This window comes from Flavihumibacter petaseus NBRC 106054 (assembly GCF_000974785.1).
GTDB lineage: Bacteria > Bacteroidota > Bacteroidia > Chitinophagales > Chitinophagaceae > Flavihumibacter > Flavihumibacter petaseus.
The window spans coordinates 40,272-56,704 of the sequence record NZ_BBWV01000001.1; the positions used below are offsets into that span (position 1 = coordinate 40,272).

General features: G+C 47.9%; 17 protein-coding genes. 7 read left to right on the forward strand and 10 right to left on the reverse strand.

Annotated features, from left to right (window positions below; genetic code table 11):
• The 3 genes from FPE01S_RS00145 to FPE01S_RS00155 all read left to right on the forward strand — a co-directional run bounded on the left by FPE01S_RS00145 (position 1) and on the right by FPE01S_RS00155 (position 3,429).
• On the forward strand, positions 1 to 1,116 hold the full coding sequence (locus FPE01S_RS00145; protein ID WP_046366956.1) for a histidine kinase: 1,116 nt from the start codon (positions 1 to 3) through the stop codon (positions 1,114 to 1,116).
• Complete coding sequence (locus FPE01S_RS00150; RefSeq protein WP_046366957.1) at positions 1,116 to 2,825, forward strand: sensor histidine kinase; 1,710 nt, start codon at positions 1,116 to 1,118, stop codon at positions 2,823 to 2,825. Before FPE01S_RS00145 ends, FPE01S_RS00150 begins: the two co-directional genes overlap by 1 nt.
• A gap of 103 nt (positions 2,826 to 2,928) precedes the next feature.
• Positions 2,929 to 3,429: an SRPBCC family protein gene (locus FPE01S_RS00155; RefSeq protein WP_046366958.1), complete on the forward strand. Its 501-nt coding sequence runs from the start codon at positions 2,929 to 2,931 to the stop codon at positions 3,427 to 3,429.
• A gap of 58 nt (positions 3,430 to 3,487) precedes the next feature.
• Here FPE01S_RS00155 and FPE01S_RS00160 read toward each other — a convergent pair whose 3' ends face one another.
• The 4 genes from FPE01S_RS00160 to ligD all read right to left on the reverse strand — a co-directional run bounded on the left by FPE01S_RS00160 (position 3,488) and on the right by ligD (position 8,601).
• The gene (locus tag FPE01S_RS00160; protein WP_046366959.1) at positions 3,488 to 4,501 is read right to left on the reverse strand and encodes a zinc-binding alcohol dehydrogenase family protein; all 1,014 of its coding nucleotides are present in this window, start codon (positions 4,499 to 4,501) and stop codon (positions 3,488 to 3,490) included.
• Between the two features lie 42 nt (positions 4,502 to 4,543).
• Entirely contained in the window at positions 4,544 to 5,167 is a 624-nt protein-coding gene (locus FPE01S_RS00165; RefSeq protein WP_046366960.1) for a hypothetical protein, read from the reverse strand.
• Positions 5,168 to 5,223: 56 nt separating this feature from the next.
• A complete protein-coding gene (locus FPE01S_RS00170) occupies positions 5,224 to 5,733 on the reverse strand; it encodes a DUF4382 domain-containing protein (protein ID WP_052955396.1) in 510 nt (169 codons plus the stop codon).
• A gap of 66 nt (positions 5,734 to 5,799) precedes the next feature.
• The gene (gene ligD / locus FPE01S_RS00175; protein ID WP_046366961.1) at positions 5,800 to 8,601 is read right to left on the reverse strand and encodes a DNA ligase D; all 2,802 of its coding nucleotides are present in this window, start codon (positions 8,599 to 8,601) and stop codon (positions 5,800 to 5,802) included.
• Positions 8,602 to 8,668: 67 nt separating this feature from the next.
• Here ligD and FPE01S_RS00180 point away from each other — a divergent pair, with 67 nt between their 5' ends.
• Positions 8,669 to 9,460, forward strand: coding sequence for a ThuA domain-containing protein (locus tag FPE01S_RS00180; protein WP_046366962.1), 792 nt, complete (start codon positions 8,669 to 8,671; stop codon positions 9,458 to 9,460).
• A 9-nt stretch (positions 9,461 to 9,469) separates the two neighbouring features.
• On the opposite strand, the gene FPE01S_RS00185 is transcribed toward FPE01S_RS00180, so the two are convergent.
• From FPE01S_RS00185 to FPE01S_RS00195, 3 genes are read right to left on the reverse strand one after another with little or no spacing between them, the layout of a single operon-like run.
• A complete protein-coding gene (locus tag FPE01S_RS00185; protein WP_046366963.1) occupies positions 9,470 to 9,766 on the reverse strand; it encodes a chaperone modulator CbpM in 297 nt (98 codons plus the stop codon).
• A 4-nt stretch (positions 9,767 to 9,770) separates the two neighbouring features.
• Entirely contained in the window at positions 9,771 to 10,664 is an 894-nt protein-coding gene (locus tag FPE01S_RS00190) for a DnaJ C-terminal domain-containing protein (RefSeq protein WP_046366964.1), read from the reverse strand.
• A gap of 20 nt (positions 10,665 to 10,684) precedes the next feature.
• Positions 10,685 to 11,527, reverse strand: coding sequence for a sulfurtransferase (locus FPE01S_RS00195; protein ID WP_046366965.1), 843 nt, complete (start codon positions 11,525 to 11,527; stop codon positions 10,685 to 10,687).
• A gap of 106 nt (positions 11,528 to 11,633) precedes the next feature.
• Here FPE01S_RS00195 and FPE01S_RS00200 point away from each other — a divergent pair, with 106 nt between their 5' ends.
• From FPE01S_RS00200 to FPE01S_RS00210, 3 genes are all read left to right on the forward strand, one after another.
• Positions 11,634 to 12,515, forward strand: a complete 882-nt coding sequence (locus tag FPE01S_RS00200) for a COG4315 family predicted lipoprotein (protein WP_046366966.1) — start codon at positions 11,634 to 11,636, stop codon at positions 12,513 to 12,515.
• Positions 12,516 to 12,646: 131 nt separating this feature from the next.
• Entirely contained in the window at positions 12,647 to 13,090 is a 444-nt protein-coding gene (locus tag FPE01S_RS00205; protein WP_046366967.1) for a VOC family protein, read from the forward strand.
• A 298-nt stretch (positions 13,091 to 13,388) separates the two neighbouring features.
• Positions 13,389 to 15,041, forward strand: a complete 1,653-nt coding sequence (locus tag FPE01S_RS00210; RefSeq protein ID WP_046366968.1) for a GMC oxidoreductase — start codon at positions 13,389 to 13,391, stop codon at positions 15,039 to 15,041.
• Here FPE01S_RS00210 and FPE01S_RS00215 read toward each other — a convergent pair whose 3' ends face one another.
• The 3 genes from FPE01S_RS00215 to FPE01S_RS00225 are packed head-to-tail and all read right to left on the reverse strand — an operon-like array spanning position 15,042 to position 16,320.
• A complete protein-coding gene (locus FPE01S_RS00215) occupies positions 15,042 to 15,455 on the reverse strand; it encodes a VOC family protein (RefSeq protein ID WP_046366969.1) in 414 nt (137 codons plus the stop codon).
• Positions 15,456 to 15,484: 29 nt separating this feature from the next.
• A complete protein-coding gene (locus tag FPE01S_RS00220; RefSeq protein WP_046366970.1) occupies positions 15,485 to 15,973 on the reverse strand; it encodes an SRPBCC family protein in 489 nt (162 codons plus the stop codon).
• Positions 15,970 to 16,320: an ArsR/SmtB family transcription factor gene (locus tag FPE01S_RS00225; protein ID WP_046366971.1), complete on the reverse strand. Its 351-nt coding sequence runs from the start codon at positions 16,318 to 16,320 to the stop codon at positions 15,970 to 15,972. Before FPE01S_RS00225 ends, FPE01S_RS00220 begins: the two co-directional genes overlap by 4 nt.
• Positions 16,321 to 16,433: the final 113 nt, after the last annotated feature.

The following is a 16,433-nucleotide window of genomic DNA, read 5'->3' on the forward strand; positions in this document are numbered from 1 at the left end:
ATGGAAACCATAGCAACTGATTGGCCGGATCGCCGAAAAGAGCAAAAAGGCAAGCTCAAGATCTATATCGGGATGAGTGCCGGCGTGGGCAAGACTTACCGCATGTTGCAGGAGGCCCATACGCTGTTGCGAAATGGTATCAATTTGAAAATAGGTTATGTAGAAACGCACCGGCGCCAGGAAACTGAGGCGCTGGTGCCAGGTCTTCCACTGCTTCCACGAAGGAAAGTATTCTATAAAGGAAAAGAACTGGATGAAATGGATGTGCAGGCGATAATCCTGCTACACCCGCAGGTAGTAGTCGTTGATGAATTGGCCCATTCCAACATTCCCGGAAGCCGGAACGAAAAGCGGTGGCAGGATGTGCTGGACATCCTGGAAGCAGGCATTGATGTAATCACTGCAGTCAATATTCAGCATATAGAAAGCATCAATGACGATGTGAAAGCCATTACCGGCATTGAAGTTAAAGAACGTGTACCGGACAAAGTGCTTCAGCTGGCAGATGAAGTGGTCAATATTGACCTTACAGCCCAGGAACTCATCACCAGGTTAAAGGAAGGAAAAATTTATGACCATGCAAAAGTACAACAAGCCCTAACCAACTTCTTCCAGCCGGAGAAGATCCTTCAATTGCGTGAGCTCGCACTCAAAGAAGTGGCAGGCCAGGTGGAAAGGAAGGTAGATTATGAAGTGGCAGCCGGAAACCGCCAGTGGCGGCATGAAAGATTTCTTGCCTGTATTTCTTCCAATCATGAAACAGCACAGCACATCATCCGGAAAACTGCAAGAATGGCCTCGTATTACAACAGCCGATGGTATGTTTTATACGTTCAGACGCCCAGAGAAGCAGCCGATAAGATCCCACTTGCTGCACAACGACACCTGATCAATAACTTCAAAAATGCAACGGAACTGGGAGGCGATATTGTTCAGCGGCAAAGCCGGAATGTGGCGGAAGCCATCATGGCCCTGATTGAAGAAAAAGGAATTACAACAGTCTGCATCGGAAAACCACATTTTCACCTGTGGCAGATCATTCTGAAGACAAATGTGTTCAATCATTTGCTGAAAACCTTATCCAAAAATGATGTTGATCTGGTAATTTTATCATGATGGCAACAACCGTAAAAAACAAGATCCGTCTGGGAACTTTGTTCCTCTTTGTGCTCGTTTTACTTTCCTGCGGAGTAGGGATCTATAACCTGGTTCGCCTGAAACAGGATGCTGACAGAATTCTGAAGAACAATTACGAATCACTCGACTATTGTCACAGCATACAACAGTTGCTTGACAACGATGGTAATCCGTCGGCCATCGACAGCTTGTTGCGGTTACAGGAATCAAACGTTACCGAACCCGGGGAAAATGAGGCCACCAAAATAATCCGCGGTCATTTTGAAATATGGCGGAAAAAGCCGGCGGAAAATGAAGCAGGTGCCCGCGAAAACGCACTATCAGCTATTCGGGGAGGCCTGCAGGAAGTACTCCGATTGAACATGTCGGCCATTGAGGCTAAAAACAATAAAGCGCGTGATACCGCAGATACGGCACTGGCATTTATTTCATTTATTGCAGCGATAGTATTCCTGGTCGGTCTAAGCTTCTCTTATAATTTCCCGGCTATCCTCACTGAACCGATCAACGCATTCTCGGAAGGTATTGATCAGATCAGCAAGCGAAACTACCAGTATCGAATAGAACTGAACCGCAGGGATGAATTCGGCAGGATGGCGAATGCCTTCAATACCATGGCTGAACGGCTGGAATATTTTGAAAACAGCAACCTGAATAAGATCATCTTTGAAAAGACAAGAGCTGAAGCAGTGATCAACAGCCTGAAAGATGCCAGTTTTGGCATTGACAAAAAAGGAACCGTCCTTTTTGCCAATGACCAGGCGCTGCAGTTGCTGGGACTACAGGCAAAAGATATTGTCGGCATGCCTGTTACCGAAGTCAGCAGCAGGAATGACCTCTTCCGTTTTTTACTGGAAGACCAGGGCAACCTTCCGTTTAAGGTTGTGGTGGATAACCGGGAAAATTATTTTATTCGTGAACAAATGCAAATTGACCAGGAAGGTTACAGCAGCAAAGTGATCGTGCTGAAAAACATCACATCATTCAAGGAACTTGACGTTGCGAAAACGAATTTCATTGCTACCATATCGCATGAGCTAAAAACACCGCTTGCCGCTTCAGATCTCGGGTTGAAACTACTCGAAGATGAGCGGGTAGGTCTGCTATCTGGCGAACAACGTGACCTGATCGCACAGTTAAAAGCTGACAATCTGCGAATGCTCTCAATCTTAAGTGAGCTGCTCAACATGGCACAGGTTGAAGCGGGCAAAATTCAACTCGATATTTCTGCGGCAGCCCCGGAATCAATCATGGATAATGCCATCCGATTGGCGCAGGCAGCAGCAAAAGAAAAAAATTTAACCATTACAAGGGATTATGCCAATGGCTTGCAGGCAGTCAATGCGGATGCTGATAAAACCGTTTGGGTACTCAATAATTTCCTGACGAATGCCATCAAATATTCACCTGAAGGCGCCGGCATTTCTGTTTCCATCAGCCAGTCCGGCGATCGTATTCAATTCGCTGTAAGTGATGCTGGTCCGGGGATTGAACCGATTTACCAGTCGAAAATTTTTGATCGTTTTTTCAAAGTACCCGGTTCAAGAGCAGGTGGAACCGGACTGGGACTGGCTATTTCCAAAGAATTCATAGAAGCGCAGGGTGGTAACATCTGGGTACAGAGCCAACCTGGCACCGGAAGCAGGTTTGGATTTGACTTGCCAACGTACCGAAATTTTAACACTTGAAACGGATGGAAATTATTTCCACATCAATCCGGCACTAACGGAACAGTTCTTGTGACTGGTATGAAACCAGGAATATTCCTGTGTAACCATCAATTGTTTCGTTATGATAGCGCACAAAGAAACGATCTACACGAAAGACCCCAGTAACAAGAAGATGAAGGTGATCCGCGAATTTGACGCACCTGTGGAAGCCGTATGGAAGGCGTGGACGGATGCATCATTGTTGGACCAGTGGTGGGCGCCACATCCGTGGAAGGCCCGTACCCAAAGTATGGACTTCAAAGACGGCGGCACATGGTTCTATTATATGGAAGGACCAAAAGGCGAAAAGCAACATAGCCGGGCTGATTATACCGGCATCACACCTTTGAAGGAATTCAGCGGAGATGACGCATTCTGTGATGAGAAGGGTGAAAGGATTGAAAACATGCCAACGATGCACTGGAAAAACACCTTTGCCAAAACGAAGGATGGGACCAGGGTTACCTCAGAACTAACCTTCCCAACCGCTGCCGCATTGGACAAAACAGTGGAAATGGGATTTAAAGAAGGTTTTGCTGCCGCGCACCAGAATCTTGATGAATTGCTGGAACGCAATATCTGATGTATTTGAATTTTCTGTTCTCCACCCGTTGGCAACCAACGGGTGGAGTTTTTTTATGTCAGACCGTAATCACCACCTTACCGATTGCTTTTCCACTTTCCAGCAACTGATGCGCCGCTTTGAGGTTTTCCGCTGATAGTCCCTCATAGACACGCTGTATCGTGGTCTTCAGCAGTCCATCATCAATCATCCTTGAAATAATATTCAGGATCTCATATTGCCCGATCATATCAGTAGTTTGGAACATACTCCGGGTAAACATGAATTCCCACGAAAAAGAAACTGATTTGTTTTTGAGTTTATTCAGGGCAACCGGAACCGAAGAACCGGTTATCGAAGCAATCCTGCCCTGGGGGCGGATAAGTTCCGCCATAGTATCCCAGTAACCATTGGCATCAACAAGGTCAATAATAAAATCGACCACCGGAAATCCGGCTTCCTTTATTTCGGGCAGCAGGTTTTTATGGTTGATCACATAGTGGGCACCCATTTGCCGGCACCATTCGATCGTTTCCGGCCTGGAAGCAGTTGCAATCACTTTCAATCCTGCGATTTGCCTGGCCAGTTGTATCGCAATGGAACCCACACCGCCGGCACCTCCAATGATCAGCAGTGATTTGCCCTCGTCACGGTCTGCTTCAATGAGCATCCTGTCAAAAAGCATTTCCCATGCGGTAAGCGCTGTCAGGGGTAGCGCGGCAGCTTCAGCAAAATTCAGCCGGGCAGGTTTCTTACCAACGATCCGCTCATCCACCACCTGGAATTCTGCATTGCTTCCGGCACGAGTGATATCTCCCGCATAATAAACAGGATCGCCCGGTTTGAAAAGCGTCACCTTACTTCCCGTAGCGACTACTGTTCCTGCCGCATCCCAACCGATAATTTTCGGTTGCTCCAGCCTGTTTTCGCGGGCGCTGTTCTGCCGCACTTTAAAATCGACGGGATTGACACTGATGGCCTGCACCTGTACAAGCAGGTCCCTATCCCCCGGAACCGGTACCGGTGTTTCAAAAGCAACAAAACTATCCGGTTCTGAAATGGGCAATGACTGGTAGAATCCGATGGCTTTCATACAATGGCCTAACAACAGAAAAAGCTTCTGGTTTGAATCGCATCAAAAATTTACGGAGAGACTGACTACCAGAAGACCACTGGCAGTGAAGGGGTTAAAATAATAAAGTCCTGGCGTAAGGGACTTAAAGCTGTATGCTGCATAACAGCCTTTCTGGATGGAGTAATCACTGTTGTATAGTCTGGTGCGCTGGTACACAAAGCCCGTTTGAAAATTCCGGAAAGCCTGAATGGAAAGTGTGCCCCATGTATACAGGAACCAATTTTCTTCGCCTGTAAAATCGAGTACAGCTTCGGTTTCGGCATAATACTCAAGCTTTCGCCAGCTCAGGGTCCATTCTATAGCAGGTACCAGGCCATTGGTTTGTCCGAAAGCAATGCCCAGCATGGGCGTTGCCTCAAGGCGCAGCTTATTGCCCCAGGACAGGGTATATCCGCCGAAAAGGGAAGCCGTATTTCTGTCCTCGTAGTTGAACCTGCCTTCCATATGAAATCGTCCCCTGTCAGCTGTTGTAATGAACGTGAGGGTATTTTGTTCTCCTGGCACTACGTAGTAATACCCTGACGCGCCAAAGGTCCAGTTCCCCGAAGTGTCTGTGGTTTCCTGAGCGTTCAGGCTGGTGCCGGAAAGCAGGACAAAGGAAAGCAACGGGAACCGACTAAACATAAGTCCGGGGTTATCTTTTGCAAAATAACCCCGGAACAACTGCTATTTCAAGTTTATTATTTTAGTTTGATTACCGGCTTGAGTTTAAAATCTCCGGTGCCTTCCTGGAAGATCGACAAAGCCGCGTCAAAATCCACCACGATGGAATCGGATACAGGTCGCAGGTCCCGGTCAATTTTGAGCTTCAAACCTGACTCACTGCCACTGGGAATGGTCAGTGGATATTTGGTGTCGGCAATCGTGATACTGTTTTCGGAGCCCAGTACAAACCGAACTTCCTGCAACCGCCCGGCAGGGATGGAACCCTTACACACGAGTGTATCCAGGCCATTCTGGTAGTCAAGCAGATTGTAGATACCAACATGGGTGGGAAGGCTGATCCAGTCACTACCATCTACTTTAACATTCACCTCCCTGATATCAACATCTACTGCAGTGGCGTCATAGGGGTTGTCGGTGAGATGCACGCTGAGTTCAGTTGTGGGTTTCTTGTCATCTTTATCACAGGCGACAAAAAACATAGTGGCGGCGAAGGCAGCTGCGAGGGTTGTTTTACGGATTTTCATAACATTTATGTTGTTCGTGATCTTTTTTGAAAATTTCGTGCCAGCTTTTATGGTACAGTAGATTTCCTAACCCTGCTTCGTAATTTTGGCAAGCAGCTTCTTCAGATCGATCCCTTTTCCCAACACGGGTTTGAAAAGGTCTCCCGCAGATTTAATGCGATCCATGGCATTATGAATATTGAAATCCTTCATTTGCAATCCCTTTTTGACTTCCTCCCATTGAAGCGGCATAGACACCGTTGCGCCGGGTTTGGGACGCAGGGAATATGGTGCAGCCAGCGTGGCTTTAGGCCTGTTCTGCAGATAGTCGATATAAATTTTCTTTTTGCGGTTGCGGGTCAGCCGCTCAATGCTGGTAATATCCGGTAATAATCCATGTACCTGCGTAGCGATGATCTTTCCGAACAACTGGCATTCATCATAAGTGTATTTCGCTCCCATAGGGAGGTAAATATGTATGCCGGTCGAACCGGAAGTTTTTGGATACCCGTCGACGTTGAATTCATCCAGCACAGTTTTAACGGCCAATGCTGTTTCGATCACCTGTTCAAAACTGTTGCCTTTGTCAGGATCCAGATCGATCATGCACCAGTCAGGATGATCGGGTTTTTTAACCGTGCTGTTCCAGGGGTTCATTTCAATCGCACCCAGGTTAGCCATGTACAGGAGATCTGCTGCCTTATCCGGCACAAGGAAATTTTTTTGTTCACCTTCACTGGTCGTATAGGGATGCTGTTTGATCCAGGGAGGCACTTTTCCTGTCACATCTTTCTGATAAAAACTTTTCCCCCTGATCCCGTGGGGAAAACGGTTGAGGGATTGCGGCCGGTTAATGATATATGGTAGGATAAAAGGTGCAACCTGGTAATAGTAATTCAACATATCTCTTTTGGTAATCTTTTCGCCTGGCCAGTAAATCTTGCTAAGATTGGTAAACGTCAGTTCATGACCGTCAATCTTTTTTACCTGGGTCTCTTCAGATGGATTCAGCAATGTCTTTTTGTCGCCCGCAGTAACCGGTTTCAGTAACTTATTGGTTTGCCGGTTTTCTTTATGGGACAGTACCTTGGTGCTGCTCACCGCATTCTCTGCTTTTACATTAGCTGCAGGCTTATCCTCCCGCATGCCCTCAAAGCTGGGGTGACGCATAACACCATCACTTGTCAGTTCAGTATAACTCACTTCGCATACAAGATCCGGTTTCAGCCAGGTGACGGTGGCATGTGGCGGGTCAGGCCGGAACCGGGAAGGCTTGTTGACATCCGGAACTTCAGTGAAGGGGCTTGTCTTCCGGATCCGCTTGCTGAATGCTGCCATCATTTCCTTTTGCATTTTTATATTGAATCCGGTGCCAATCTTCCCGGTATACCGCAAGCCGTTTTTTTCATACACGCCGACCAACAGGGAGCTGAAAGGTTTGTTGCTGTCATCATTCAGGGTATACCCCCCGATGACGACTTCATGCCGCTGATTGGCTTTAATCTTCAGCCAGGTGGCACTCCTGTCGCCGGGTACATATGGGCTGTCCGCCTTCTTGGCCATAATGCCTTCCATACCAAGTTTGGCGGCTGCTTCCAGAAATTCTGAGGCCGGAGAATCGAATGATTCGCTAAACCTTATAATACTATTCCCCGGCATGCGTTCGCGTAAAAGCTGTCGTCGTTCTGTCAAGGGTAACGCTTTCAGATCGTGACCATCAAGCCAGAGCAGATCAAAAACATAATAGACAAGGTCTCCGTCGGCTTCACTTCGCCAGTTCTGCAGGCTGCCGAAATGCGCAATGCCTTTGTTATTCAGTACACAGATCTCTCCATCCACAACACCATCGATACCCCATAACCTTACCGCCTCATACACCGGATAAAATTTTTCATTAAAAGACTTCTGGTTCCGGGACAGCAAATCAACTTTGCCATGATGACTAAATGCAATGGCCCGGTAACCGTCCCATTTAATTTCGTGGATCCAGCCAGGTTCGTCAAAGGGTTTGTCCACCAGGGTAGCCAGCATCGGCTTGACCTGATGTGAAGGAAAAGCTGATTCAGGGCCTGCTACCGGCCGGACTTTTTTTTTACCGGAGCTTTTGGAAGCAGCCTTTTTTACAGCGGATTTCCGTGGAGCCGCATTTCCGGCTGCAGCTGCCACCACCCTTCCTGCTGATTTCTTACTTACAGGCTTCGTATCCGATGGCTTCCTGGCAGAGCCACTTTTTGTCACGGTTGATTTTTTGGCCTTAGCTGTGTTTGAGGATCCTTTTTTTTCTGCAGCATCCTTTATTCCATAAACCTTTTCCGGGCGTTTCGTCATTTGTTCAATGGACTTCCTGCTCAATACTGATTTATCCTTTGCCGTAATATCTGATTCACTGGCATATCTGTCGCGATGCTTGATCAGCAACCAGGCATTTTCTTCAGCGTTCTTCAACTTAACCAGGGCGAACTCTCCGTTCAGCTTTTTTCCGTGAAGGTTCACTTTCAGGGAACCTGATTTTAATTGTTTCAGCAGTTTTTTTTCATCTGTTTTTTTATCTCCGCTGGGCTCTAGCGGTTCAAAATACCCCTCATCCCAAACGATCACCGTACCAGCCCCATAATTTCCCTTTGGTATGATGCCTTCAAAGTTGCGGTAGTCATACGGGTGGTCCTCCACCATCATGGCGAGCCGCTTATCCTCGGGATTGAGACTGGGCCCCTTGGGAACAGCCCAACTTTTCAGTACGCCGTCCATCTCCAGCCGGAAATCATAATGCAGTCTCGTGGCCGCATGTTTCTGGACCACAAAACGTAATCCTTTAACCGCAGCCTTTCCGCCGGTTGGTTCAGGTGTTTGTTCAAAAGTTCGTTTTTGCCGGTATTTCGCCAGTCCCATAAAGAATTTTTCAGGTTACATGGAATTCCCGTGCCAGCATCATTTTACCTGTCTATCTTGTATAATAATGAAAACCAGGAGGATATTTCCGGTAGTCATCCTGTTGCTGATTACCATATCTCAGCTTGTTGCAGTGTTCCCCGCTTCAGGCCAGGAACAAAGCAAAGGAAAGTTCCATGTACTCGCCCTCTATGAAAACGGCGGTCACCACCTGGCATTTACCAATGCTGCCGTACCCTGGCTCCGGCAACTTGCTGCGGACAGCAGTTTCGAAATTGATTTTCTGACCCGCACTGACAGCATTAACATCGGGATGCTCAGCCGTTATCAACTATTCTTTCAATTGGATTTTCCGCCCTACGGCTGGAAACCTGAAGCTGCAACAGCATTTCAACAAGCTATCGACTCAGGGAAGATCGGCTGGATAGGCTTACATCATGCCAGTCTTCTCGGTGAATTCGATGGCTTTCCAATGTGGACATGGTTCTGGGAATTCATGGGAAGAATCAGGTTTAAGGATTATATCAGGGATTTTTCAGGCGGCACGGTAATGGTGGAGGACAGTGCCCATCCGGTAATGAAGCACCTGGGTGCAACATTTCGCATTGAGCAGGAAGAGTGGTATACTTATGACAAAAGTCCCAGGCAACAGGTTAAGGTTTTAGCACGTGTAGACGAGTCTTCTTACATCCCTCCTTCTCCTGTTCGGATGGGTGATCATCCGGTGATCTGGACGAACCCCGCATACCCGGCCCGTAACGTTTATATTTTCATGGGACATTCTCCTGGGTTGTTCAGCGATCCAGCCTGGCAACAGTTGCTGCGCAATGCGGTCAACTGGGCCGCCGGACACAATTGAAAGCAAGTATTAATGCCATTCATAGATGCTGAGGCGGTGTTGCAGCAGTTGTTTTTCCTGCTGCATTTGTTTTAATTGTGACAACAGGTGCTGGATCACTTCTATACCTTCCAGGTTGATGTCCATATCATAGTGGAACCGGATCATCTTTTCAAGATCAGGCACCTGGTTTGCCGGAAAATAATGGTGTGTCTCTTCATGCACCAGCTCCAGCAGTCCCGCATTTGCCAGGCTCTCCAGGAAGGAAGGTTCCACCTGGTAATTAATGCAGAATGTTTCGATCTCGATCAATTCTCTTTCATCCATGGCATCAGTTTTTCTCGTGAAGATTTTTCAATTGAATGAACAGCTCTTTTTCTGCGTCAGATAAAGATTTCGGAATCTGTACATGGTAGGTCACAAACCAGTCACCGAACTGACCTTCCTTTTTGTACACAGGAAACCCCTTCCCTTTGAGGCGCACTTTGGTACCATTCTCCGTGCCGGGCGCTACCGTAAGTTTCAGTTTGCCACCAAGCGTTTCGACCAAAGTTTCTCCGCCAAGTACAGCAGTATACAGATCGATCTTTGCCGTAGAATGGATATCATTACCTGTCCTTTTAAATGCTTCGGTATTGGGTATACTGAATTCTATCAGCAGATCACCTGCAGGACCGCCATTGACACCCGGTGTACCATAACCCTTCAGTCGGATCACCTGTCCGTCTTCAACACCAGCAGGAATCGTAATGCGGATATTCTTTCCATTTACAGAGAAGGTCTGCTGGTGGGTAGTGTAAGCATCCTGCAAACTAAGTGTCAGGCCCGCATGAATATCCTGCCCTTTGAACCGCATTTGCCCCCTTCCGCTCCTGCCCTCACGGCCGAACATGCTTTCGAAAAACTCAGAAAAATCACCGCCGTCAAAATCGCCGCTGAAGCCACCCTGGGCTTCTCCGGCACGCTGCCTTTGTTGTTTCGCCTGTTCGAACTGCTCAGCTTGTTGCCAGTCCTTTCCGTACTGATCGTATTTTTTTCTTTTCTCCGGATCACTGAGTACCTCGTTTGCCTCATTGATGCGCTGAAATTTCCTGTGGGCTTCCTTATCATTCGGGTTGAGGTCCGGGTGCATCTTTCTTGCAAGCTTGCGGTAAGCTTTCTTGATATCATCTGCACTGGCGCTTTTGGGGACGCCAAGTATTTCGTAATAGTCTACAAATTCCATTACCTAATATACGGAAACCATTATGCATTTCCTGTACCAACCGGCCGATTCGTTCTCGACCATTCGCTCCAGCTGCCCACATAAAGCGCCGGAATTTCAAGTCCGCCGGCAGCCATTGCAAGAATACTGTGACAGGCAGTTACGCCGGAACCGCAATGCACGATCACTTGTGACGCCGGCCTTCCTTCAAGTGCCGCACCATATAATACAGCAAGCGCCTGGGGAGATTTGAACTGACCATCGGAATCAAGATTATCAGTAAGCGGAATATTGACTGCACCGGGAATATGTCCTGCAATGAGGTCAATCGGTTCCGTTTCACCGCTATACCTCCTGGGGTCTCTCACATCGATTACCAGCCATTCTTTGTCTTTCACCCTTTCTTCCACCGTTTCGATACTGACAACGGGAAGCAGCCATCCGCTTACCGGATAGTCCTTTACCGGAACCGGTGAATGCATACCGGATTCCATTGGTAACCCTGCGGCCACTGCTGCCTGAAGTCCGCCATTAAGCACCTGGGCCTTTTCATGACCAACCGCTTTCAGCATCCACCAGAAACGCGATGCCGCATTGGCCCCCTGCTTGTCATCGTACACCACAACATGACTGCCGGGCGTGATGCCCATGGCCCCCAGCACCGCACCAAAACTTTTGATATCCGGCAATGGATGCCGGCCTCCGTGGGCGGGGTCTTTAACATTAGACAATTCATTATCAAGGTCTACTGGCAAAGCCCCTTTAAGGTGCGTTTCGCGGAAAGCTTCTCCATGACCTGCAGCTGCACGGGCGTCAACAACAATGACCCCGTTCTGGCCTAAGAGCTCCCGGAGTTCGGTGGTGGAAATTATCGGTGGAAACATACTGAAAAGATAAAAAATTTTCACGGCATGGAATTAAACGCAACCCTTTCCGTGAAAATGGAGTATGGAAAGAAGACAACGATTCACTTACCTTAAAATCAGCAAGATGAAAATCCTGTCCACGTTCCGTTTCCTGACGGCGACGCTGGCCATTGCCGGCGCTTTGAATTCCTGCAGCAGTGATTCTGATCCTTATGTTCCACCGACACCCGTTACCGAAGTACAACTGACCTCCAATGCTACGTTGGGAAGTATACTCACGGACAAGGATGGTCGTACCCTTTACTATTTTGCGAATGACGATTCTACTGTCAATCATTGCACCGGTGGATGTGAAGCCTTGTGGCCGGTATTCAATGTAGACAATCTCGCGGCAGAGAATCTCGGCACAGGGCTTACGCTGGGTGATTTTTCCCAGATCACTACATCAACTTCAGCAAAACAGCTTGCGTACAAAGGGAGGCCATTGTATTATTATGCACCGGTCAACAATGGCACGAACACACCTGAGCCTGCAGGTGCTATTGGCGGCGATAATTTCAATGGTATCTGGTTTGCAGCGAAACCCGACTACACTATTCAGCTGACCAATGCGCAATTAATTGGTCATGATGGCAAGCATTATAAATCTGATTATACAGAAGGCGATGGTAAAACATTGTATTTCACTGATGGCAATGGTGTAACACTATACACTTTTATCAACGATCGGTATGATGACAACAACTTTACCGCCGATGATTTTGCCAACAATGGCATCTGGCCGGTTTATGAAGAAGATGTCGTTGTGGTCCCCTCGAGCCTTGATAAAAACCTCTTCAACACGATCACTGTTGCAGGAACGCATAAGCAATTGACTTATAAAGGATGGCCCCTGTATTATTTTGGTCAGGATGCCGGAAAAATGGGATCCAACAAAGGAATATCCTTCCCTGCTCCGGGAGTCTGGCCAGTACCGGTGAAAGACATGGCAGAAGCAACCCCGTAAGAAGTACATGAGCATATTTTAGTGTCCAGCCCGTATTCCGTCTGTGCCATGTTCTGAAGGCGCCGGCTATTAAGGAATTTCCTTAATTTGCTGCGCCTTCACTACTTTTTTTCATCCAAAAACGAAGCCATATGGTACAGATTCATCCCTACATCAATTTCAAGGGCACCTGCGAAGAAGCTTTTAAATTTTATCAGTCCGTGCTGGGCGGCGAGATCCCCTATATCGGCCGGTACAAAGACATGCCACCCAGCGAAGATGCTCATGCTATGGGCGAGGTTGATGGCGAAAAGATCATGCATATGTCGCTACATGTTTCAAAAGATACGGTGTTGATGGGCAGTGATATCGGCGGTGAATGGGCCAAACATTCGGTGGAAGGCAATAATGTTCAGTTATCCATTAATGCATTGTCAGAGGATGACGCAAAAAAAATCTTTAATGGCCTGAGTGCGGGCGGACGGGTCACCATGCAAATGGAGAAAACATTCTGGGGTGCGCTGTTCGGAATGTTCACCGATAAATTCGGTATTAACTGGATGGTGAACTATGACTATAATCAGCAGCCGAAGTAGTGGAGGAAGTAAGTTTGAAGTCTGGGGTCTGTAGTTTGAGGTTGGGTTTGAAGTTTACCAGTTGTATTTACGGCAAAACTGACCTCAAACTATTGTCAGACCTTTGCTGGTGCCGTAGCAATCTTCAGTCATGCACTGAAATCCTTTATTATTTACCCGCATAAGAAAGAATGCAGTACCGTTGATCAATTAGTCAACTTCAAACCTAAACCCAACCTCAAACCACAGACAACAAACCCCAAACTTTCTTCCTGTTTTTCCCGCCGTCCTCCTTACCTTTCCCCATCAATCGTTGATCATGCCTTATGACGCTATAATCGTTGGCTCCGGTATCAGTGGCGGATGGGCCGCAAAGGAACTGTGTGAAAAAGGACTAAAAGTTTTACTGCTTGAAAGAGGCGCTCCTATTGAACATCCGTCATATCCCACAGCTACTATGGATCCGTGGGACTTTCCCCACCGCCAGCAACTTTCCAAAGAAGACAGGGCATTAAGGCCAATTCAGTCGCGCCATTATTCATACCGCGAAGACAATAAGCATTTTTATATCAGGGATCTCGAGAACCCTTACAGAGAGGAAAAACGTTTTGACTGGATCCGTGGTGATGTACTGGGCGGCCGCTCACTGCTGTGGGCCAGGGCATGCTACCGCTGGAGCGACCTGGATTTCGAAGCCAACCTTCGCGATGGCCACGGCATCGACTGGCCCATCCGGTACAGCGATATTGCGCCTTGGTATGATTATGTGGAGAGCTTTATCGGCGTCAGTGGAAATCGTGATGGCATTCCGCATCTTCCCGACGGCCCTTTTCAGCCTGCATTTGAAATGAATGCGGTGGAGAAATATTTCCAGCAAAAAGTTTCCGATAGCTATTCTGGCCGGCAGGTAATCATGGGACGAACCGCCAACCTTACCCAACCAGTAAAAGGACGGAGCAATTGTCAGGCAAGAAATCTGTGTCACCGGGGTTGCCCATTTGGTGCTTATTTCAGCACCAACGCCAGTACCTTACCTGCTGCACAGGCAACCGGGAATCTCGTTATAAGGCCATATTCCCTCGTTAACCAGGTGCTCTATGATGAACAAAAACAGCGGGCTACCGGCGTGGAAGTAATTGATACGCAAACGAAACAAACGATCACGTTCAATGCCCGCCTTATCTTCCTGAACGCCGCAACTGTTGCGACCACTGCCATCCTGTTGAATTCCGTTTCCCGCCGCTTTCCCACGGGCATGGGCAACGGCAGCGATCAATTGGGCCGTAACCTGATGGATCACCACAAAGGCTGGAGCATTACCGGTGATATCGACGGTTTTGAAGACAGTTATTATTCAGGCAGGAGGCCAACACCCATTTACATCCCGCGCTTCAGGAATGCGACAGAATCCACTTCAAAGTTCCTGCGGGGCTACCATTTTGGTGCCAGCGCATACCGGAAAAGACCACCTGCCGATGGCATTGGTGCTTCCCTCAAAGAAAGCTTATCCGAACCGGGCGGCTGGCAACTGGGACTGTACGCATTCGGCGAATGCCTGCCCTATCCGGATAACCGGATCACCCTGGATCATCATCAAAAGGACCCCTGGGGAAGGCCAACTATTGTGGTGGACTGCCATTTCAGGGAGAATGAAAAAATCATGCACGAAGACATGGGCGAAGCCGGAAAGGAAATGCTCGAAAAAGCAGGATTCAAAAATATCCAGGCATCGGGCAGCATCTCCTTTCCCGGCAATGCCAATCATGAAATGGGTACTGCAAGGATGGGCAATGATCCGAAGACATCAGTACTGAATGCCTTCAACCAGTTGCATGAAGTGCCGAATGTGCTTGTGACTGACGGCTCGTGCATGACTTCAAGTTCCTGCGTCAATCCATCGCTGACTTATATGGCCCTTACCGCAAGGGCCTGCGATCATGCCGTTCGGGAACTGAAGAAAGGAAATATCTGATCAACCCGGCATTTTGGACATGTCCATATATAGCATGTTCCATTTATGTCCATCGGGATCCGTAAAGGCAAAGCCATACATCCAGCCCTGCATTTCAGTCGGTTCCTGGTACAGTTTCGCACCGGTTGCTCTCACCTTTTCAGCCATGGCATCAACCGCTGCCCTGGTCTCAGTGCTGAATGAAATGATAATTTCCGAGTAATCAGGATCAGACACGACCTTGTTTTTGGTAAAGGACTGAAATATCTTTTCATCAAACAACATCACGATCACTTCCTTTTCACCAACCATCAGGCTGGCGGAAGTATTCCCGTGATCGTACTTCTCATTTATCTTAAAGCCAATATCCTGGTAGAATTTCCGGGAGCGGGGAACATCTTTTACCGGCAGGTTAAGCCACATGTCTTTGATCATAACAATTGATTGAAGATTTATTACAAAAATTATTGATTATCCAGCAGGTCATCAAGCCTGTCAAAGCCCTCCCGCATGCCGTGTTCCATCCCACTCTGGATCATCCCGTCACGGTCCGCAACGGAACCGTACACGGAGTGAATGGTTACCTTCGAACGTCCATCCGGCAGGTCATCAAATACAGCCGAGTCCAGCACAACATGGCCGCGTTCAGGCATTCCTTCAAACTCAAAGGTCTGAATCACCCTTTCAGGTTCGGTAGCTTCATGCACCACACCATTAAATCCATAGGCATTCCCATTAGGATCGGTATGGATGTAGCGGTATTTGCCACCAGTGGTGCAATCGTAATAATCAATCGTCATTGTCATGTTCTTTGGCCCCAGCCATTGCACCACCAGTTTTGGGTCGGTAAAAGCCCTGTAGACCTTTTCGCGGGGTGCATCGAACTCGCGGACTACGAACAACTCCTGCCGTCCGGGTTCCGCTTTGATCTGCATTTGATTTTTGGTAATCATTTTTTCTTTTTTTTGTTTTTATATGATGCATGCATATTTCCTAAAAGGTGATCCAGTTTGCCGAACCGGTGTTCCCACAGCTCCCGCAATGGCTCCAGCCAGTCGGCTACTGCACCCAGAGGTTCCAGCTGGACTTCGCAATACCTTTCCCTTCCCTCCTGCCGGATAATAACAAGCCCGCATTCTGTAAGGATCTTGATATGCTGTGATATTGCAGGCCGGCTGATGTCAAACTCGCCGGCAATCGAATTCAGGTTCATTGGTTTTTTCGCAATCAGCCCGATAATGTTGCGGCGGGTTGGATCTGCAATCGCCTGGAATACGTCGCGTCTGGCTGCTACTGTCATGTTATGTAAGTATTCGCTTACAAAACTAAACGTAAGTATTTGCTTACACGGGGTCCGTTCGCGCCGAATTGGGGGTGATTCACGACATCATAATTAACCTTCATTAACAATAA

Bases quoted from the DNA above. Each gene is read 5' to 3' on its own strand.
- FPE01S_RS00145 (WP_046366956.1), top strand. From the start codon at position 1: ATGGAAACCATAGCAACTGATTGGCCGGATCGCCGAAAAGAGCAAAAA.
- FPE01S_RS00150 (WP_046366957.1), top strand. From the start codon at position 1,116: ATGGCAACAACCGTAAAAAACAAGATCCGTCTGGGAACTTTGTTCCTC.
- FPE01S_RS00155 (WP_046366958.1), top strand. From the start codon at position 2,929: ATGATAGCGCACAAAGAAACGATCTACACGAAAGACCCCAGTAACAAG.
- FPE01S_RS00160 (WP_046366959.1), bottom strand. From the start codon at position 4,501: ATGAAAGCCATCGGATTCTACCAGTCATTGCCCATTTCAGAACCGGAT.
- FPE01S_RS00165 (WP_046366960.1), bottom strand. From the start codon at position 5,167: ATGTTTAGTCGGTTCCCGTTGCTTTCCTTTGTCCTGCTTTCCGGCACC.
- FPE01S_RS00170 (WP_052955396.1), bottom strand. From the start codon at position 5,733: ATGAAAATCCGTAAAACAACCCTCGCAGCTGCCTTCGCCGCCACTATG.
- ligD (WP_046366961.1), bottom strand. From the start codon at position 8,601: ATGGGACTGGCGAAATACCGGCAAAAACGAACTTTTGAACAAACACCT.
- FPE01S_RS00180 (WP_046366962.1), top strand. From the start codon at position 8,669: ATGAAAACCAGGAGGATATTTCCGGTAGTCATCCTGTTGCTGATTACC.
- FPE01S_RS00185 (WP_046366963.1), bottom strand. From the start codon at position 9,766: ATGGATGAAAGAGAATTGATCGAGATCGAAACATTCTGCATTAATTAC.
- FPE01S_RS00190 (WP_046366964.1), bottom strand. From the start codon at position 10,664: ATGGAATTTGTAGACTATTACGAAATACTTGGCGTCCCCAAAAGCGCC.
- FPE01S_RS00195 (WP_046366965.1), bottom strand. From the start codon at position 11,527: ATGTTTCCACCGATAATTTCCACCACCGAACTCCGGGAGCTCTTAGGC.
- FPE01S_RS00200 (WP_046366966.1), top strand. From the start codon at position 11,634: ATGAAAATCCTGTCCACGTTCCGTTTCCTGACGGCGACGCTGGCCATT.
- FPE01S_RS00205 (WP_046366967.1), top strand. From the start codon at position 12,647: ATGGTACAGATTCATCCCTACATCAATTTCAAGGGCACCTGCGAAGAA.
- FPE01S_RS00210 (WP_046366968.1), top strand. From the start codon at position 13,389: ATGCCTTATGACGCTATAATCGTTGGCTCCGGTATCAGTGGCGGATGG.
- FPE01S_RS00215 (WP_046366969.1), bottom strand. From the start codon at position 15,455: ATGATCAAAGACATGTGGCTTAACCTGCCGGTAAAAGATGTTCCCCGC.
- FPE01S_RS00220 (WP_046366970.1), bottom strand. From the start codon at position 15,973: ATGATTACCAAAAATCAAATGCAGATCAAAGCGGAACCCGGACGGCAG.
- FPE01S_RS00225 (WP_046366971.1), bottom strand. From the start codon at position 16,320: ATGACAGTAGCAGCCAGACGCGACGTATTCCAGGCGATTGCAGATCCA.